The sequence below is a fragment of the Streptomyces sp. SJL17-4 genome, from assembly GCF_036826855.1.
In the GTDB taxonomy this organism is placed as follows: Bacteria; Actinomycetota; Actinomycetes; order Streptomycetales; family Streptomycetaceae; genus Streptomyces.
This window is the reverse complement of record NZ_CP104578.1, coordinates 2,248,892-2,267,889: the sequence shown is the minus strand read 5'-3', so window position 1 is coordinate 2,267,889 and position 18,998 is coordinate 2,248,892. Positions and strand designations below refer to the sequence as shown.

16 protein-coding genes are annotated in these 18,998 nt (G+C 73.1%); 10 read left to right on the top strand and 6 right to left on the bottom strand.

Features of this window, described 5'->3' with window-relative positions; translation table 11 throughout:
• The first annotated feature begins 171 nt into the window (after positions 1-171).
• The 4 genes from N5875_RS09775 (at position 172) to N5875_RS09760 (ending at position 5,905) form a co-directional block, all read left to right on the top strand.
• The gene (locus N5875_RS09775; RefSeq protein ID WP_338493119.1) at positions 172-3,339 is read left to right on the top strand and encodes a GNAT family N-acetyltransferase; all 3,168 of its coding nucleotides are present in this window, start codon (positions 172-174) and stop codon (positions 3,337-3,339) included.
• Positions 3,340-3,379: 40 nt separating this feature from the next.
• Positions 3,380-3,976, top strand: coding sequence for a DUF5998 family protein (locus N5875_RS09770; protein ID WP_030325407.1), 597 nt, complete (start codon positions 3,380-3,382; stop codon positions 3,974-3,976).
• The gene (locus tag N5875_RS09765) at positions 3,976-5,181 is read left to right on the top strand and encodes an alkaline phosphatase family protein (RefSeq protein ID WP_318207480.1); all 1,206 of its coding nucleotides are present in this window, start codon (positions 3,976-3,978) and stop codon (positions 5,179-5,181) included. Before N5875_RS09770 ends, N5875_RS09765 begins: the two co-directional genes overlap by 1 nt.
• A gap of 76 nt (positions 5,182-5,257) precedes the next feature.
• Positions 5,258-5,905: a thymidine kinase gene (locus N5875_RS09760; RefSeq protein WP_338493114.1), complete on the top strand. Its 648-nt coding sequence runs from the start codon at positions 5,258-5,260 to the stop codon at positions 5,903-5,905.
• An 87-nt stretch (positions 5,906-5,992) separates the two neighbouring features.
• Here N5875_RS09760 and N5875_RS09755 read toward each other — a convergent pair whose 3' ends face one another.
• The 4 genes from N5875_RS09755 to N5875_RS09740 all read right to left on the bottom strand — a co-directional run bounded on the left by N5875_RS09755 (position 5,993) and on the right by N5875_RS09740 (position 9,145).
• Positions 5,993-7,000, bottom strand: coding sequence for an ABC transporter permease subunit (locus tag N5875_RS09755; protein WP_318207478.1), 1,008 nt, complete (start codon positions 6,998-7,000; stop codon positions 5,993-5,995).
• Positions 6,997-7,893, bottom strand: a complete 897-nt coding sequence (locus N5875_RS09750) for an ABC transporter ATP-binding protein (protein WP_318207477.1) — start codon at positions 7,891-7,893, stop codon at positions 6,997-6,999. Before N5875_RS09750 ends, N5875_RS09755 begins: the two co-directional genes overlap by 4 nt.
• Complete coding sequence (locus N5875_RS09745) at positions 7,890-8,294, bottom strand: GntR family transcriptional regulator (RefSeq protein ID WP_318207476.1); 405 nt, start codon at positions 8,292-8,294, stop codon at positions 7,890-7,892. Before N5875_RS09745 ends, N5875_RS09750 begins: the two co-directional genes overlap by 4 nt.
• Before the next feature lie 161 nt (positions 8,295-8,455).
• Positions 8,456-9,145 carry a TetR/AcrR family transcriptional regulator gene (locus tag N5875_RS09740; protein ID WP_338493109.1) on the bottom strand — a complete coding sequence of 230 codons (690 nt, stop codon included), beginning with the start codon at positions 9,143-9,145 and terminating at the stop codon, positions 8,456-8,458.
• A gap of 136 nt (positions 9,146-9,281) precedes the next feature.
• On the opposite strand from N5875_RS09740, the gene N5875_RS09735 reads away from it, so the two are divergent.
• The 5 genes from N5875_RS09735 (at position 9,282) to N5875_RS09715 (ending at position 15,677) form a co-directional block, all read left to right on the top strand.
• Entirely contained in the window at positions 9,282-9,611 is a 330-nt protein-coding gene (locus N5875_RS09735) for a hypothetical protein (protein ID WP_318207474.1), read from the top strand.
• 43 nt (positions 9,612-9,654) lie between these two features.
• Positions 9,655-10,257 carry an isochorismatase family protein gene (locus N5875_RS09730; RefSeq protein WP_338493107.1) on the top strand — a complete coding sequence of 201 codons (603 nt, stop codon included), beginning with the start codon at positions 9,655-9,657 and terminating at the stop codon, positions 10,255-10,257.
• A 307-nt stretch (positions 10,258-10,564) separates the two neighbouring features.
• On the top strand, positions 10,565-13,171 hold the full coding sequence (locus N5875_RS09725; protein ID WP_338493104.1) for a YfhO family protein: 2,607 nt from the start codon (positions 10,565-10,567) through the stop codon (positions 13,169-13,171).
• A gap of 142 nt (positions 13,172-13,313) precedes the next feature.
• A complete protein-coding gene (locus tag N5875_RS09720; RefSeq protein ID WP_318207471.1) occupies positions 13,314-14,279 on the top strand; it encodes a glycosyltransferase family 2 protein in 966 nt (321 codons plus the stop codon).
• Positions 14,280-14,282: 3 nt separating this feature from the next.
• Complete coding sequence (locus tag N5875_RS09715; RefSeq protein WP_338493102.1) at positions 14,283-15,677, top strand: polysialyltransferase family glycosyltransferase; 1,395 nt, start codon at positions 14,283-14,285, stop codon at positions 15,675-15,677.
• Positions 15,678-15,735: 58 nt separating this feature from the next.
• On the opposite strand, the gene N5875_RS09710 is transcribed toward N5875_RS09715, so the two are convergent.
• Positions 15,736-16,509 carry a VOC family protein gene (locus N5875_RS09710; RefSeq protein WP_318207469.1) on the bottom strand — a complete coding sequence of 258 codons (774 nt, stop codon included), beginning with the start codon at positions 16,507-16,509 and terminating at the stop codon, positions 15,736-15,738.
• A gap of 173 nt (positions 16,510-16,682) precedes the next feature.
• Between N5875_RS09710 and N5875_RS09705 the strand changes: the two genes are divergently transcribed.
• Positions 16,683-17,510 carry a sulfurtransferase gene (locus N5875_RS09705; RefSeq protein ID WP_318207468.1) on the top strand — a complete coding sequence of 276 codons (828 nt, stop codon included), beginning with the start codon at positions 16,683-16,685 and terminating at the stop codon, positions 17,508-17,510.
• Between the two features lie 246 nt (positions 17,511-17,756).
• Here N5875_RS09705 and sepH read toward each other — a convergent pair whose 3' ends face one another.
• Complete coding sequence (gene sepH, locus N5875_RS09700) at positions 17,757-18,830, bottom strand: septation protein SepH (RefSeq protein ID WP_318207467.1); 1,074 nt, start codon at positions 18,828-18,830, stop codon at positions 17,757-17,759.
• Positions 18,831-18,998 lie beyond the last annotated feature (168 nt).

Sequence of the window (18,998 nt, the reverse complement as noted above, 5' to 3'; positions counted from 1 at the left end):
GGCGTGCTCCCTACCTTGCACGGCGGACCCCCGCCGCGCGAGCGGTGCCGCCACCGTGTCGCGGCCGGTGCCACCACCGTGTCGCGGCCGGTGCCACCACCGTGCCGCGACCCGTGCCGCCACCGTGCCGCGACCCGTGCCAGCGCCGTGTCGCGGCCGTAGGCTGACCCCATGCAGAGCGCGTCGGACCAGCTGCCGGAGCACGACTACCCCGACCACTGGGAAGCGGACGTGGTGCTCCGCGACGGCGGCACCGCGCGTATCCGGCCCATCACGGCCGACGACGCCGACCGCCTCGTCAGCTTCTACGAGCAGGTCTCGGACGAGTCGAAGTACTACCGCTTCTTCGCCCCCTACCCACGGCTCTCCGCCAAGGACGTGCACCGCTTCACCCACCACGACTTCGTGGACCGGGTGGGCCTCGCGGCGACGGTGGGCGGCGAGTTCATCGCCACCGTGCGCTACGACCGCATCGACGACCGGGGCCTGCCCGCCTCCGCCCCGGCCGACGAGGCCGAGGTCGCCTTCCTCGTCCAGGACGCCCACCAGGGCCGCGGCGTCGCCTCCGCCCTGCTCGAACACATCGCGGCGGTCGCGCGCGAGCGGGACATCCGGCGCTTCGCCGCCGAGGTGCTCCCCGCCAACACCAAGATGATCAAGGTGTTCACGGACGCGGGCTACACCCAGAAGCGCAGCTTCGAGGACGGGTCCGTACGACTCCACCTCGACCTCGAACCCACCGACCGCTCCCTCGCCGTGCAGCGCGCCCGGGAGCAGCGGGCCGAGGCCCGCTCCGTACAACGCCTCCTCACGCCCCGGTCCGTCGCGGTCGTCGGCGCCGGACGCGCACCGGGCGGCGTCGGCCGGACGGTCCTCCGCAACCTCCTCGGGGCCGGGTACACCGGACGCGTGTACGCGGTCAACGCGGCGCTCGGCGAGAACGACGGGCCCGTCGAACTCGACGGCGTCCCCGCCCACTCCTCCGTCGCCGCCATCGGCGAGCCCGTCGACCTCGCGATCGTCGCCGTCCCCGCCGAACGGGTGCCGGAAGTCGTGGCGGACTGCGGCGAGCACGGCGTCCAGGGCCTGGTCGTCCTCTCCGCCGGATACGCCGAGAGCGGGGCCGCCGGGCGGGAGCGGCAGCGTCAGCTGGTCCGGCAGGCACGCTCGTACGGCATGCGGATCATCGGGCCCAACGCCTTCGGGATCATCAACACCGCCGCCGACGTCCGGCTCAACGCCTCCCTCGCCCCGCAGATGCCGGCCGCCGGGCGGATCGGGCTCTTCACCCAGTCCGGCGCGATCGGCATCGCGCTCCTCGCCGGACTGCACCGACGGGGCGCCGGGCTCTCCTCCTTCATCTCGGCCGGCAACCGCGCCGACGTCTCCGGCAACGACTTCCTCCAGCACTGGTACGACGATCCCGGGACCGACGTCGTCCTCCTCTACCTGGAGTCGATCGGCAACCCCCGGAAGTTCACCCGGCTCGCGCGCCGCACCGCCGCCGTCAAGCCGGTCGTCGTCGTCAAGGGCGCCCGACACAGCGGCAGCGCGCCGCCCGGCCACCGTGTGCCCGTCACCCGCATCCCGCACGCCACGGTCTCCGCGCTGCTCCGTCAGGCCGGAGTCATCCGCGTCGACACCGTCACCGAGCTGGTGGACGCCGGACTGCTGCTCGCCGCCCAGCCGCTGCCCGCCGGGCCCCGGGTCGCGATCCTCGGCAACTCCGAGTCCCTCGGCCTCCTCACCTATGACGCCTGCCTGACGGAGGGGCTGCGGCCGCTGCGGCCGCTCGACCTCACGACGGCGGCGGAACCGGCGGACTTCCGGGACGCCCTCGTGGCGGCGCTCGCGGACGAGACCTCCGACGCGGTCGTCGTGAACGCGATCCCGTGGGTCGGCGAGAACGGCGCCACCGAGTTCGGCGACGGCGAGGTCCTCGCGGCCTCCCTCCGCGAGGCCGTCGCCTCCGCTCAGGCCCCCACGAAGCCGGTCGTCGTCGTCCACGTCGAGATGGGCGGCCTCGCGGAGGCCCTCGCGGTCGCCACGAGCACCCGCCCGACAGCACCGGGCCGGGGCACGGCGGCGGCCGCCTCGGCCCCCCGGCCGACCGGCCTCCCGACCGAACCGGGGGCCGGGCCCGCCGCGCCTGACGGGCCCGCGACCGAACCCGAAACCGGGTCCGGACTCGTACCCGGACCCGGGCCCACCGGCCTTCGGCCCGAGGCCCGGACACCCGACCGCGGCCCGTCCGGCCAGGGAACGGGCAGCGCCGGGTCCGCCCTCGGCACCCCGGCGACGAGCCCGCCCGCGGCCACTCCGGCCGCAGCATCACCGGCTCCCGCGTCCGGCGCCGGGGACTCCGAGTCCGGCGCCGGGGACTCCGACTCCGACTCCGACTCCGACTCCGACTCCGGTACCGGCACCGACCCGGCACCCGCGGCCGTGTCCCTACCCGTCCCGCCCGCCACCATCCCCTCCTACCCCGCCGCCGAGCGGGCCGTGCGGGCGCTGGCCGAGGCCGTGCGGTACGGGCAGTGGCGCCGGCAGGCCGCCGAGCCCGGCCGGGTGCCCGAGTACGAGGACATCGACGAGGCAGGGGCCGCCGCGCTCATCGAGCGTGTGCTCGGCGGGGACGACGCCGACCCGCGCGGTGTGACCCTCGACACCGCACAGGCGGGGGAACTGCTCGCGCGCTACGGCATCGCCGTCCTGCCCACGCTGCCCGCCCCCACCCCCGACGCCGCCGTCGCGGCCGCCGGCCGGCTGGGCTACCCGGTGGCCCTCAAGACGACCGCGCCCCACCTCCGCCACCGCCCCGACCTCGGGGGCGTACGCCTCGATCTGGCGTCCGAGGAGCAGCTCCGTACCGCCTACGCCGAGCTGACCGAGGTCCTCGGCAAGCCCGAGGAGCTCCAGCCGGTCGTCCAGGCGATGGTGCCCCGGGGAGTCGACACCGTCGTCCGCTCCGCCATCGACCCGGCCGTCGGCGCCGTCCTCTCCTTCGGCCTCGCGGGCGCCGCGTCCGAGCTGCTCGGCGACACGGCGCACCGGCTGGTGCCCGCCACCGACCGGGACGTCGCCGAGCTGGTCCGTTCCCTCCGCACGGCCCCGCTGCTGTTCGGCTGGCGCGGCTCGGCCCCCGTCGACACCCCGGCCCTCGAAGAGGTCCTGCTCCGGGTGTCCCGCCTGGTCGACGACCACCCAGAGGTGGTCGCCGTCTCCCTGGAGCCGGTGGTCGTGGCACCGCGCGGGCTGTCCGTCCTCGGCGCCACCGTCCGGCTGGCCCCGCCGCCGCCCCGCACCGACCTCGGCCCGCGCAGCCTGCCGAGCTACTGAAGGGCCTGAGGGGGCCCCACAGCCCCGTAGGATGGAGTCCATGGCGAAGACCGGTACGACGACCCAGGGGCTGCGCGCGGCGATCGAGCGCAGCGGCTACTACCCGGCCCTCGTGGCCGAGGCGGTGGAGGCCGCTGTCGGCGGCGAGGCCGTGGCGTCGTATGTCGTGCACCAGGAGACCACCTTCGACGCCAACGAGGTCCGGCGCCATGTCACCGTCCTCGTCCTGACGCCGCACCGCTTCATCGTCAGCCACACCGACGAGCAGGCCGCCGACACCAGCTCCCCGACGCCGTACGCCACGACGTCCACCGAGTCCGTGAAGCTCGACCGGATCTCGTCGGTCGTCGTCAGCCGTGTCGTCGCCAACCCGGAGTCGTACACGCCGGGCACGCTGCCCCGCGAGGTGGTCCTCACCATCGGCTGGGGTGCCGTCTCCCGCATCGACCTGGAGCCCGCCGCCTGCGGCGACGCCAACTGCGACGCCGACCACGGCTACACGGGCAACGCCACCGCCGACGACCTCAGCCTCCGGGTGAGCGAGGCCGGGGACGGCCCGGACACCGTCCGGCAGACCCTCGTCTTCGCCCAGGCCCTGTCCGAAGCCATCGCGGCCACCGCCGCCCCCACCCGCTGATGGTGCAGCCGACCGCCGTGGCACACGGCTGGCCCGACGACCCGGTTCCGCTCGCCCCCGACACCGCGCCGGTCCCCGAGTACACCTTCGGGTCCCTCGGCGACGTGCTGCCGACGCTCGTCGCCGGTCAGGGCGTGCCCGGGTTCGACGCCCGGATCACCGAGCTCACCCCGGCCGACCGGAACTGCGTCTTCCTGATCGACGGGCTCGGCTGGGAGCAGATCAAGGCCCACCCGGACGAGGCCCCCTATCTGACCTCGCTCCTCGGCTCCTCGCGCGGAGGCACCGGCCGGCCGGTCACCGCGGGCTTCCCCGCCACCACCGCGACCTCGCTCGCCTCCGTCGGCACCGGCCGCTTCCCCGGTACGCACGGGCTGCCCGGCTACACCGTGCGCAACCCCGCCACCGGCGAGCTGATGAACCAGCTCCGCTGGAAGCCGTGGACCGCGCCGCAGGTCTGGCAGCCGTACCCCACCGTCTTCCAGCTCGCCCACGAGGCCGGGATCCACACCGCGCAGGTGTCCTCCCCGATCTTCGAGCAGACCCCGCTCACCAAGGTCGCGCTCAGCGGCGGAACGTTTCACGGGCGGCTCTCCGGCGAGGAGCGCATGGACTTCGCCGCCGAGCAGCTCGCCGCCGGCGACCGCTCGCTGGTCTACACGTACTACAGCGAACTCGACGGTGCCGGACACCGCTTCGGCATCGACTCCGACGCCTGGCGCGGCCAGCTGATGTTCGTCGACCGGCTCGTGCAGCGGCTCGCCGAGCAGCTGCCGGCCCGCTCGGCGCTGTACGTCACGGCCGACCACGGCATGGTCGACATCCCCTTCGACGAGCAGCACCGCATCGACTTCGACGAGGACTGGGAGCTCCGCGCGGGCGTCGCGCTCCTCGGCGGCGAGGGGCGTGCCCGGCACGTCTACGCCGTGCCCGGTGCCGAGGCGGACGTCCTCACCTGCTGGCGCGAGGTGATCGGCGAGCAGTTCTGGGTCGCGAGCCGCGACGAGGCGATCTCGCTCGGCTGGTTCGGGGACGAGATCGACGAGCGCGTGTACGGGCGGATCGGCGACGTCGTCGCCGCGGCCCACGACGACGTGGCGATCACCGCCTCCGTGAACGAGCCCCACGAGTCCGCGATGGTCGGCATGCACGGGTCCATGACCTCTGCGGAGCAGCTCGTCCCGCTGCTCGAAGTCCGCCCCTGAACCCGCCGGATCTCCGGACACCCGGACGCCCCGGCCACCCTTCCCCCTCCACGACCTGAAAGGTCCCCGTCCCGTCATGCCCGAGCTGGTCTTCTTCTCCGGAACCATGGATTGCGGGAAGAGCACCCTGGCACTCCAGATCGCCCACAACCGCGACGCGCGGGGGCTCCAGGGCGTGATCTTCACCCGTGACGACCGGGCGGGCGAGGGCAAGCTCTCCTCCCGGCTCGGCCTGGTGACGGAGGCGGTCGAGGCGCCGCAGGGCATGGATCTGTACGCGTACCTCGTCGCCCAGCTCTCCCAGGGCGGCAAGGCCGACTACGTGATCGTCGACGAGGCCCAGTTCCTCGCCCCGGAGCAGATCGACCAGCTCGCCCGGGTCGTCGACGACCTCGGTCTCGACGTCTTCGCCTTCGGCATCACCACCGACTTCCGGACCAAGCTGTTCCCGGGCTCGCAGCGGCTCATCGAGCTGGCGGACCGCATCGAGCAGCTCCAGGTCGAGGCGCTGTGCTGGTGCGGTGCCCGCGCCACGCACAACGCCCGCACGGTGGGCGGCGAGATGGTCGTCGAGGGCGAGCAGGTCGTCGTCGGCGACGTGAACCGCCCGGCCGAGGAGATCGGTTACGAGGTGCTGTGCCGGCGCCATCACCGTCGCCGGATGACCTCGGCCTCGGCCCGCGCGGGCGTCCTCTCCCCGGACGTGCTGCCGGTCAACGGCTGAGGCCTGCCGCTTCCCTGGACAGCCGGCATCAGCTTCTCTCGACAGCCGGCATCAGCGCCAGGTGCTCCGTTGTGGGACGGTCGTCTGTCAGGTCGCCCGGCGGCGGATCCACCAGGCGCAGAACCCGGTCAGGGCCAGGGCGAGGCCGAGGTAGAGCCCGGTCTCGGCCCATTGAAGGGCCCAGAAGTTCCCGGCCGGCTGATACGTCACCTGCTGCTTGTAGCCCAGGGCGCCGAGGTCGCCGACGCAGCGTTCGAACTGCTGCAGGGTGGGCGGGCCCGACTCGGTGTGCAGGCAGTCGGCGAAGGACGACGGCACGGTGGTCGGCTGACCTGCGGCGTTCAGCGTCTGCTGGGAGGTTTCCCAGGCACCGGGCACCTCGGGATGCGCGACGATCTGCTCGGCGTTCTCCTGGATGCTGATGGGAGCGCCGCCGGGCTCGATCGGCACGGTGGTCCGCTCCGTGGCAGCCAGGTGGGGCCGGATCCACATCGGCGCGGAGATCTGGACGGCGGTGTAGAGGGCGAACGTGGTCGCCATCGCGGGCAGGGTGCGGCGGATGACGAGGCCGAGGGCGACGCCCAGGGCGAAGGCGAAGGCGGCGTACGCCATGGGGACGACACCCCGTGCGGCGAAGGCCACGGGGTCGAGCCGCGGGAAGTAGGTGTCCGTCGCGCCACCGCCGTTGACAGCCCGGTCGATGGGGCTGCTCCACCAGCTCACCGCGAGTGAGGCCAGTCCGGCGACGGTCATGGCGGCCGCCGTGCCGAGGCCCAGTTTCGTCGCCAGCCAGCGGGTGCGGGTGACGCCCTGGTTCCATGCGAGGTAGTGGGTGCCGGTCTCCAGCTCACGGGCGATCAGCGGCGCGCCCCAGAACATCCCGATGACCGCCGGCACGGCGAGCACCACCAGCAGTCCGGCGTAGTAGACGGTCTGGTCCGCGCTGGAGACCTGGTCCACCAGGCGGCTGCCGGCAGCTCGGTAGAGGTCGGCCAGCTGTGGGCCGGTGACAGCGAGGGCGGCGGCGAGGGCAGCGACGGCGGCGAACATCACCGCGGCCTGCGTGCGGAACTGGCGCCAGGTCAGCCAGATCATCGGAGTACCTCCAGTGCGGGTCGGGTGTCACGTACCGCATCGGCGGGCCGGGTCATGTAGGCCAGGACGATGTCCTCCAGACCGAGCGGGCCGACGGTCCAGGACGGATCGTGGACCGTGGTGTCGGTGCGCACCAGGAGGGTGGTCTGCCGGTCGGTGTGGCTGGCGGTGATGACGTGCTGACCGGCCGGGAGCGTGTCCGGGTTCCGGCGCGGTCCGGTGAGCCGGTGGTGGGAGGCGAGGAGGTCGTCGATGTCGTCGGCCACCTGCACCTGGGAGTCGACCAGGACGATGATGTAGTCGCAGGTTCGCTCCACGTCGGAGACCAGGTGGGAAGAGAGCACGACGCTCAGTTCGTGCTCGGCGACGGCCTCCATCAGGTCCTGCATGAACTCCCGTCGGGCGAGCGGGTCCAGGGCCGCGACCGGCTCGTCCAGGATGAGCAGTTCCGGGCGCTTGGCGATGCCCAGGGTGAGCGCGAGCTGCGCGCGCTGGCCTCCGGACAGCTTGCCGGCCCGCTGCTTGGGGTCCAGACCGAGGCGACGGACCCGGTCGCGCGCCAGGGCGTCGTCCCAGTTCGGGTTGAGGCGCTTGCCGAGGTCGAGGTGGTCGGCGACGCTCAGCGCGGAGTAGGTCGGGGTGTCCTGGGCGACGAAGCCGACCTTGGCCAGCTGTTCCACTCCCTCGGCGGGACGGCCGCCGCACACCTCGATGGTGCCGGCCGTCGGGGTCAGCATGCCGGAGGCCAGCTTCAACAAGGTCGACTTGCCTGCGCCGTTGGGGCCGACCAGGCCGACCACCCGACCCGCGGGGACGTCCAGGTCACAGTCCCGCAGCGCCCAGCGCTGCTTGTACCTCTTGCCCAGGCCCTGGGCTCGCAAGACGGCGCTCACGCCACGTCCTCTCCGGCGGCGTCGCGAAACGTGTTCGCGAACAGCGCCTCGATGCTCTCGTCGTCGAGCCCGGCCAGGCGGGCCTTGGTCAGCCAGCGTTGCAGGTCCTTGCGCAGCGGTCCGTGCGCGGCGAGCGTGCCGTCGGCCAGCGTCCGGGTCACGAACGTCCCGACGCCGGGGCGGGCGGCCACCAGGCCGTCGTGCTCCAGCTCCCGGTACGCCTTGAGCACCGTGTTCGGGTTGACCGCCATCTGCCTCGCCACGTCCTTGACCGTCGGCAGCCGGTCGCCCTCCTCCAGGAGGCCGAGACGCAGTGCGTGGCGCACCTGTTGGACGAGCTGCTGGTACGGCGACAGCCCGGACCGGCTGTTCAGGTGGAACTCAATCACCGGTTCCTCCATTTATCTAGTTGCCTAGCACTATAGCCACCTAGGTCGGCCTTTCGGCAAGGTGGGTGCGGCGCAGCGCGCGCCCGCCCTGCCCGGACCGTGCAACGGACGGTGGGCGACGGATGGCGGGCGACGGGTGGCGGGCGAAGGGTGCGGCGGCAGCCGACCGGCGGTTACGTCTCCGAGGGCGGCGCGGCCGGGCGCCGGGCGGCGGTCAGCCGGTCGAGGGTGGCGCCGTCGGGGGTGGGCGTGCCGGTGAGGGTGGCGACCAGGGCCTGGGCGAGGACGGTCGCCGTACCGATCCGGCTGTCCTCGCGCTCGTCGCCGGTGACCTTCCCGATCACCGCGTCCCGTACCGCCGGAGCGGTGTCGGAGTCCCCGAACAGGTCGGGGAACGAGAGCGCCATCATGCACACGCCCACGTTGGCCGAGAGGATCGAGCGCCCGGCGAGCTCCGGGCTCGTCCGGAGCCTGCCGGCGTCACGGCAGCGCTCCACCGCCGTCAGGAGGATCGCCTGCGCCTCCTTGATGCCGCCCGGCTTCGCGTCGCCGGTCGGCGTGAACATCAGCCGGTAGAGGTGCGGGTTGCGGAGTGCGAAGGCGACATGGCTGTCCCAGGCCGTCCGCAGGTCCGCCACCGGATCGTCCGTGAGCGGATTCTTGCGCTTCTCGGCGAGGAAGCGCTCGAAGCCGATGTCGGCGACCGCGGTGAGCAGGCCCTGCTTGTCGCCGAACTGCCGGTAGATCTCGGGCATGCCGACCTTCGCCCGGTCGCAGATGGCACGGGTCGAGATCGCCAGCGCGTCCTTGGTGGCGAGGAGTTCCTCGGTGGCTTCCAGGATGCGCGCGCGTGCCGTCGACATGCCTCCCACGATATCAGCGCTAACACCCTTTCGTAATCGATGATTACAAGCTGTGTTAGCGTTGAAAACGTCTCGGGGGGTCGGGCGCCGCCTCCGGGTCTTCCCACCGTTCGCCACGAGAGAGCTGGTGTTCCCCATGAACCGTTCGACGTTCCGTCGCGTCGCCGCAGGGGCCTTGGCGGCCACCGTGGGCGTGACCCTCCTCGCCGCCTGCGGCAGCGAGAGTTTTGACGGCGCCGCCCGCACCCCCGCGATCCTCGACAACGCGCCGCTGACCCTGACCTCCGCGAACGCCGCCCTGGTGGCGAAGGACCTCGCGCCTCGCCAGGTCGTTCCGGTGCACACCGACAGCTGGAACATCTACTCCGAGGACCTGCGGTCCCTCGTGAAGGCGTTCGAGGACGAGGGGATCGAGGGCGAGCTCGTCGACCTCGCGCCGGACGGCACCCCGAAGAACCTCTCGTGAACCCCGATCTCTCCCTCTGCCCCTCCCTGTGAAAGGAACCGCCATGACCGCCTCCACCACCCTCCGTGATGTGATCGGCCTTCCCCAGGACCTGCCCCGCCTGAGCGAGTCCACGCTGATCATGATCGACTTCCAGAACACCTACCGCAGTGGCGTCATGCGGCTCGACGAGGCCGAGAAGGCCGTGGCCGCTGGCGCGCGTCTGCTCGCCGCCGCCCGAGCGGCGGGGGTGCCCGTCGTGCACATCGTCAACGACGGCGGCGAGGGCACTCCCTACGACATCCGTGCCGAGATCGGCGCGATCAGCCCCGAAGTCGCCCCGATCGAGGGCGAGAAGGTCGTCGTCAAGCAGTTCCCCAACGCCTTCCACGCCACCGACCTCGAAGAGACCCTGAAGGACCTCGGCGTCACCGGAGACCTGGTCATCGCCGGGTTCATGACGCACATGTGCGTCCTCTTCACCGCGCAGGGCGCCTTCAACCTCGGCTACCGCCCGACCGTCGTCGCCGAGGCCACCGCGACCCGTCCCCTGGAGGCGCCGGACGGCACCGTCACGGCCTCGGAGGCGCTCCAGGCCGCGAGCCTGACGACGGTCACCGACCTGTTCGGCACGGTGGCCCGGACGGTCGACGAGCTCGTCGGGTAGCGGTTCTCCCGGTGGGCGAAGGGTGCCGCCCCGTCCGGCGGCCCCCGCCTTGCCCCTGGCCCCGCCCCCGTCCGGCGGCCGCGCCCTGTCCCCGTCCCGCCCCCGTCCGGCGGCCGCGCCTCGTCCCGCCCCCGCCCGACCCCTCGCCCCCCTCGCCCCCTCGACCCCTCGACATCGGGAGTTCACCCGAGGTGTACCGAAACACCGCCTGATGATCGGTTACGGGTCGCCCGACTCGGCGGTAATGGCGGTCGGCCCGTGACGAATCACCCGGGCGCTCCTGTTCCGTACGCCCCCTGGAGGACGTGTGCCCCCCGCCGCCGAGACCGTGCTCGACGAGGTCGACGGCGAGGAGGGGACGGGCGGCCCGAAGCCTCCGCCCGGCTCCCCGCGGCACCGCCTGCGCTCCCCGGCCGTCGCCGGTCCGCTCTCGGCCGCCCTGCTCACCGCCGTCCTGCTCGCCCTCGCCACCCGGCTCTCGCGCAGCTACCCCTTCGGTCCGGTGACCAGGAACATCGTCGACCTGGGCCAGCAGTACCTGCCGTTCCACGCGTACTGGCGCTCGTTCCTCCTCGGTGAGACGCACGGAGACGCCTTCCTCAACTGGAACTCCGGCTTCGGCGCCAACTTCCTCGGTGACATCGGCACCTATCTGAGCAGCCCCTTCGACCTGCTCGTCGTGCTCTTCCCGGCGGACCGCATCGAACTCGCCCTGTACGTCGTCACCGCCGTCAAGATCACCGCGGCCGGGGCGGCGATGGCGCTGTTGCTCCTCCGGCTGCGGACCGGTCCCTGGCCGGTCGCCGCCGTACTCGGCAGCGCGTACGCCCTCTCGGGCTGGACCTTCAACTTCGGTGCCACCGTCCCGATGTGGCTCGACGGACTCGTCGCCTTCCCGCTGCTCTGCCTGGTCGGCGAGTGGGCCCGCACCGGGCGCCGCCCCGTCCTCGGCCCGGTCGTGGTCGCCCTGGCCTGGACCGCCAACTTCTACACGGCGTACATGGCGACCATCGGCGCCGCCGTCGTCCTGCTCGTACGGCTCCTCACCGCGGAGGAGACGGCCGACGCACGGCAGCGCATCGCCGGGGCGCTGCGCGCCGCGCGGGGCGTGCTCCTCGGCATCGGCCTCGCCGCGCCGCTCGTCGTGGTCATCTTCCTCGGCACCAAGGTCGCCGACCCCACCCCCGAGTCCACCTTCGCGCCCGCCGCCTGGGCGGAGCTCCTCGCCCGGTTCCTGCCGGCCACCGCGAGCCTCGCGAGCCCCGCCCTCTTCATCGGTACGCCCGCGCTCGCGCTCGCCCTCACCCTGCCCTTCAACGGAGCCGTCGCCCCGCGCGTCCGGGCCGGCTGGTCGGCCGCGGTCGTCCTGGTGACGCTCTCCCTCCAGTGGGAGCCGACCCATCTGCTCTGGCACGCGGGTGCCTCGCCCAACGGCGGTCCGTACCGGCAGGCCTTCGTCCTGTGCGGGCTGCTGATCGTCGCCGGCTGGTTCTCGGCCGCCCGGGGCGTGCCGCGTCCTCCCGCGCTCCTCGCGGGCGGCGCCCTGCTCGGGCTGCTTGCCTGGGCGGCCCACGGCAGCATCGACATCGACCGCTGGACCTACCCGGCCTTCGGCGTGGCCGCGGCCCTCGCGCTCGCCGCCGCCCTGACGGCCCTCCTGCACCACCGCAGGACCACGGCGAGCGAACCGTCCGCTCCCGGCACCGCGTCCGCCTCCCCTGCACGGGCCCTGACCACCGCGCGCGTACTGCCCGTTCTCGCCGTTCTCCTCCTCGTCGCCGCGCAGGCCGGGGAGGCGGCCGTCACCGGCAAGCGGATCGAGGAGCAGCAGCGCGCCAAGGTCGCCTGGTCCCCCCGGATCGGCCCCTGGCACACCGCCGTGGCCGACGAGGTGGCCCGCGCGGACGCCTGGCCGAAGTACCGGACGGAAGCCGGAGAGGTCCCCGGCGGCAACGACGTCCTGATCGTCGGCGGCCAGGGGGCCGACTACTACAGCAGCCTCACCGCCGAGGTGACCTCCCGCACCCTGGCCTCCCTGGGCTTCGGCTACTACGCCAAGGGCCGCCACCCGGTCACCCTCGACAACCCGGTGACCGACGCCTTGTTCTCCATCGGCACCCGGGTCCGCTCGGTGCCCACCGAGCCGGTACGACAGGACGCGCCGCCCCGGGCCACGGTGTCCGTCGCCACCACCGCCGTACCGCCGCTGGTCACCGTCCGTCCGACGCGACGGCCGGCCACCCACCCCGGGGACTCCGCGTTCGCCGAGCAGGAACGGCTCCTCGGCGCCGACGTGTACGAGCTGCCGGCCGTCACCCGTGACGGACGGACCGTCAGCGCCCGCTGCCCGGCGGGCTCCCAGGCCTGGTTCTGGGCCCCCGAGTACCTCGGCGGCGCGACCCTCGCGGGGGAGCCGCGCGTGGACTTCGAGGGCAAGCCGCCCGCTGTCCGGGCCCCCATGCGGGCCCTCGGGACGGTGCCCGGGTCCGGCGAGGTACGGATCGAACTGAGCCCCGAGCGCAAGGTCCGGCTGCCCCGTCAGCCGGTCGGCTGCCTGGACCGGGCCCGGCTCGACGCCGCCGTGCGGCAGCTGACCGCCACCGGAGCCACCGAGGTGCGCGCCACCGGACACACCGTCACGGCCGAACTTCCCCCGGGCAGCACCGGGACCGCGGTGCTCGCCGCGCCACGCATCTCCGGCTGGCGCTGCGCCGCCGGTGACGCGGAGCCGCGCCCCGCGCGCGCGTACCAGGGCCTCGTCGCGATCCCGCTCGACGGCCGGGCGAACACGGTCAGCTGCTCCTTCCGCCCGCCGGGTCTCAAGCTCGGCGGCGCCGTCGGCCTGACCGCCCTCCTCGCCCTGATCGCTACGGGAGTCCTGCACCGACGGGCCGGTCGGCGGACGGACGGGTGAGGCCGGTTCCGCACGGACTTTCCGCGGGGGACGACAAGAGTTCACCCGGAGTGCACGCGCGGATCGTTCGCCCGGAAAAGTGGAGCGTTACCGTACCCGCCGTAGCGGCGTTTAATTGTTCGATTCAGTATGGGGATTCCGAGTGCCGAAACTGTCCGTCGTCGTACCGTTCCACAATGTCGGGGCCTATGCGCCCGACACCCTGCGCAGTCTCGCGAACAACGCGGATCCGGAATTCGAGTTCCTGCTGATCGACGACTGCTCGACGGACGACACCCCGGAGATCCTCGACCGCTGGCGCGACCGTCTGCCGAACGCCACCGTCATCCGGCACGAGACGAACAGCGGTGTCGCCCAGGCGCGCAACACGGGAATCGACGCGGCGCGCGGGGACTACATCACCTTCCTCGACGGCGACGACTGGTACGCGCCCGGCCACCTGAAGGCCATGGTGACCGGAATCGAGCGCCTGGACTGCGACTTCGCCCGTACCGACCACGTCCTCTCGGAGGGCCGGAAGCGGAACATCAAGTACGCCCCGGCCAAGCGCCGCGACACCGTGATGGACCCCCGAGACGGAATCTCGCCCGCCAGCATGGTGACGATGGTGGACTATCCGTTCGTCCCCTTCGGAATTTACAGCTCCCGTCTCTTCCAGAACGGCGAATCCCGCTTCGAGACGTCCCTGAGAACGGCCGAGGACCGCCTCTGGGTCTGGCGCCTCCACCTCAAGGCCCGCACGTTCGCGGCGCTTTCCCTGCACGGCGTTTTCTACCGCCGTGGCGTCACCACCTCGCTCACCCAGATCACCGACAACCGGCAGCTGGACTTCATTCCGTCGTACGACACCCTGCTCGCCGACGTCTCCCGCGACGCGGAGGCCGACCGGTTCCTGCCGAAGGCGGTCCGCACCTACTGCGCGATGATCGCCTTCCACATGGGCAAGGTCGGCAAGTACGAGCCCGCCGTCGCCGAGCGGCTCCGCGTCGACGTGCGCGACGCGCTGCACCGGATGCCGCAGCAGGTCCTCGAAGAGACCCTCGCCACCATGGACACCCCCCGCAGCACCCTCCTCCGGAGCCTGCGCGACACCGTAAGGACCGCCTGACCCATGGCCCCCGCCCCCGTCACCGACCAGGCACCGGCGCTCGACCCGGCCACCGACGGCCGCCCGGTCCAGATCTTCCAGGTGTCCACCCTGTACGGCGCCGCCACCCTCGCGGCCTCGCTGGACGCCGGCCAGTTCGGCCCCCGTGAGGACCACCGCCGGCTCCTGCTGATCTCGCGCAACGCCGAGATCCCGGAGACCGCGCTGCGCATGGAGACGATGACCGGTTACGAGCGGATCGCCGCCCGCTTCGACGGCGTCCTCGACTGGAACGAGACGATCCACCCGTACCACCCCGCCGCCTGGGCCCCCCGCCCCGAGGAGGCCCCGCTCTGGCAGCGCGTGATGCGCACCGCGTGGGACCTCGGCACCGCCCCGGTCGAGCTGATCGTCGAATCCATCCAGGTCAACCCCGCCAAGGCGCTGGCCGGCACCTTCCCCGAGAGCGCCGTCCACGTCTACGCGGACGGCCTCATGAGCTACGGACCGACCCGCAACGACCTCGCGCAGTCGGTCGCCTGCCGCATCCGCCGGGTCCTCCATCTCGACCTGGTGCCGGGCCTGCGCCCCCTCCTCCTGAGCGAGTACGGCGTGGAGCCGGAGCTCGTCCCCGACGACGCCTTCCGCGCGGTCCTCGCCGAGATCGCCGAGGAGGCGGCCGACGACCCCGAGATCGTCCGGGCGGCCGCCGCCGAGCCCACGGCCCTGATGCTCGGCCAGTACCTCGCCGCCCTCAACCTCCTCACCGTCGAGGAGGAGGAGGAACTGCACGTACGGATGCTCCGTGGCGCCACGGAGGCCGGACACCGCTCGGTGGTCTTCAAGCCGCACCCGACCGCGCCCGTCGGCTACTCCACGGCGCTCCAGGAGGAGGCGGAGCGGTCCGGCGTGCGGCTCACCGTCCTCGACGGACCGCTGCTCGCCGAGACCTTCTACGAGCGGTGCAGGCCCCGGCTCGTCGTCGGCTGCTTCTCGACCGCGATGTTCACCGCCGCCGTCTACTACGGCGTCCCCATCGCGCGCGTGGGCACGGCCGAGGTCCTCGAACGGCTCACCCCCTTCGAGAACAGCAACCGGATCCCGCTCACCGTCGTCGACCATCTGGTCGCGGATCTGGAGGAGGGCGAGGAGCCCGTGGTCCCCGGCGCCGCGCCGGACTCGCTCACCCCGCTCGTCCGCGCCGTCGGCTACTGCATGCGGCACAAGAGCCACCCGGGGATGCGCGAGGAGGCCGCCGCCTTCCTGGCCGCGCACCACGCCGCCCCGGGCATCGCGCACCACTTCGATCCCGAGCGGCTGACCCAGCTCGGTCTGCCGGGCGGCACGGAGACACCGGCCCAGGGGAGCGGCAGGCAGTCCCGGCTCCGCCGCAGTCTCGTACGGTCCCGACGGGGCTGAACTTTCCGCCCGGTGCGAGGCCGCCGCGTAGCCCGTGCGGGCGGCGGCCTCCCCCGGGTCACACGGCGGGGGACCTGACGAGGGTGAAGACCGCGCCCTCCGGGTCCGTCACCAGGGCGAGCCGTCCCGCCGTGGCATCGCGCGGCGGGCGCAGCACATGGCCGCCGAGCCGCAGGACGAGCCGGGCGGCCGCGTCCGTGTCGGCGACCTCGAAGTAGGTCATCCAGTGCGGGCCCCGGTCCCGGGGCAGCGCGTTGCCGACGCCGTGCAGCGAGGCCACCGGGAGCCCGTCCACCAGCAGCGTGGCGAAGTCGTGGTCGGCGGACACGACCGGCTCCACCTCGTAGCCGAAGACCGTCCGGTAGAACTTGCCGACCGAGGACGTCTCGTACGTCAGGAGCTCGTTCCACACCGGGGTCCCGGGCGGTCCCGCCGTCGCCGTGCCGTGGTGCGCCTTCGCCTGCCAGACGCCGAAGACCGCGCCCACCGGGTCGGAGCAGACCGCCATCCGGCCCGCCTCGCCCGCGTCCAGCGGGCCCACGGCCACGGTGCCGCCGCAGCAGCGGATGCTCTCGGCGGTCTCGTCGGCGTCGGTGGTGGCCAGGTAGGGCGTCCAGGCGATCGGCAGATGCCGGTCGGGCGGCAGCTGGCCGATGCCCGCCACTTCCTTGCCGTCGAGCAGCGCGCGTACGTACGGGCCGAGATGCTGAGGCCCTGGTTCGAACTCCCAGCCGAAGAGCGCGCTGTAGAACTCCTGGGTGGCCTCAAGCCCGTGCACCATCAAGCTCACCCAGCAGGGTGTGCCGGGTGTGCGCCGAGTCGCCTCGGTCATCGTGACTCTCTCCTCGGACCATCGTCGTGCCCGTGTCCCCGTCCGATGGTGTCACCGACGGGGCCGCGGCGCGCCCCGGTCTCACCAAAGAGTGGCGCGATCCCGTGGCGACGACGCGGGGAGGACGCCGGGTTCGCCCTCCGCGGCCGTGTGGCTGCGCGAGGATGGCACCCATGAAGCCCATCATTGCCGTAAGCGAACTGTTGAGCGAGTCGGCCGGGGCCCGGCCGCCGGTTCTCCTGGACGTCCGCTGGACGCTGGGCGGCCCGCCCGGACGTCCGGCGTACGAGGCCGGGCACCTCCCCGGCGCGGTCTACGTCGACCTCGACACGGAACTCGCGGGCCCGCCCGGCGGCGGCGGACGCCACCCGCTCCCCGACCCGGAGGCCTTCGGGGCCGCGATGCGCCGGGCGGGTGTCTCCGCGGACACCCCGGTCGTCGTCTACGACGGCGGCCTCGGCTGGGCCGCGGCCCGCGCCTGGTGGCTGCTCCGCTGGGCAGGCCACCCGGACGTCCGGGTCCTGGACGGCGGTCTCGCGGCCTGGACGGGGGAGCTCACGGAGAAGGTGCCCACGCCGGAGCCCGGCGACTTCCGGCCGGAGCCTGGCGCGCTCGGGCTGCTCGACGCCGACGGGGCGGCGGCGCTGGCCCGCGCGGGGCTGCTCCTGGACGCGCGGGCGGCCGAGCGCTACCGCGGGGACGTGGAGCCGATCGACCGGGTCGGCGGGCACATCCCGGGCGCGGTCTCGGCCCCGACGACGGAGAACGTGGACGCGGAGGGGCGTTTCCTGGGCGCCGACACCCTGCGGGACCGTTTCATCTCGCTCGGCGCCGCCGAGGGGACCCCGGTCGCGGTCTACTGCGGTTCGGGCGTCTCCGGTGCCCACGAGGTCCTGGCCCTGGAGATCGCCGGCATCCCGGCCGCGCTCTACGCGGGCTCCTGGTCGGAGTGGTCCGCCGATCCCACCCGCCCGGTGGCCACGGGCCCGGACCCGCGGTAGCCCGTAGACGGATCCGGCCCGGGTCCTCCGTACGCGGGACCTGCACGGGTCCTCGGTACGCGGATCCGGCCCGGCTTGTCCGTACGCGGGACCTGCACGGGTCCTCCGTACGCGGAGCCCGCAGGGTCCTCCGTATGCGGAACCCGCCCGGGTCCTCCGGACACGGAAAGCCCGCACCGGCCCCCCGTACGAGGAGAGGGCCCGCGCCGATCTCGCGCGGGCCCTCTCCTCGTACGGCTACAGCCGTCAGTCCTGCTTCTTCCTCCGCGTGCCGAAGACGATCTCGTCCCAGCTCGGCACCGCCGCGCGGCGGCCCGGGCGGACGCCGTCCGCCTCGGCCTGGCGGTCGGTGGTGCCGGTGAGCCGGTCCCGGTGGCCCGAGACCGCGCGTGGCATGAGGACATCGGCGTACGCGGAACCGGCACCCGCCGAAGCGGCCGGGGCCGGCGGCTCCTCCGCCTCGACCTCTTCCGAGGGCTCCGAGTCCGGCTGGTCGGGCACGATCATGTCGCCGCGGAAGCTCGGCACGGCCTCCAGGAGGCTGGTCAGCGAGTCCCGCTCGTCCTCCGGCTCCACGGACGCGTGCGCCCGCTCCAGCTGGCGGTCCGGCCGGTCGATCTGACGGTCCAGGGCGCGGTCGAGCGGCCTGTCCCGGGGCAGCCGGGCGATCCGCGGCACGAAGGGGAAGCTCGGTTCCGGCGCGGCGGCGATCGTGTCGTCCGTCTCGCCGATCAGGGCACGCGCCTCGTCGTCCACGGCCTGGACGAGCCGCCGGGGCGGGTCGTACGTCCAGCTGGCCGTGTGGACCTCGCCCGCGACGCGGTAGACGAGCAGCACCTCCCAGGTGCCGTCGTCGCGCCGCCAGGAGTCCCACTGCGTGGTGTCCTTCTCGGCGCCGCGCAGCAGCAGCCGCTCCTGCACCGCCTCGCCGAGCTGCGGCCCGCTGTTCTCGCCGGGCCTGCGGACCGGGGTCTTGCGGGCCCGCTCGGCCATGAAGGCGCGCTCCGCGAGCACGGGGCCCTCGAAGCGACGTACGCGGTCGACGGGGATCCCGGCCATCTGGGCGACCTCCTCCGCGGAGGCACCGGCTCGTATCCGGGCCTGGATGTCGCGGGGGCGGAGGTGGCTCTCCACCTCGATCTCGATCTGGCCGAGGCGCGCGCGGTCGTTGCGCACGGCGGCGCGAAGCCGCTCGTCGATCGGAAGTGTGTACTCCGTGCTGTCAGCAGCCTTCAGCACCAGTCGTGTGCCGTCGTTGGAGACGGCCACGACACGCAGTTCGGGCATGGGGACCTCCCGGGTGGTGCCTGCCGACGTCACGTGCGTCGCTGCTTCCGCTAGTCGAGTGTGGCCTGCCCGGGTGCAGCCTGCCACTACCTTGCCGAGTTGCCCGGCGTGTCGGGCGTGGACCCTGGAACGCCGTTATGACACGGTTACCTGTTGGCTACTCGGAGTGACAGGCGGTCACTCTGTGCAGCCGGTTTCCGT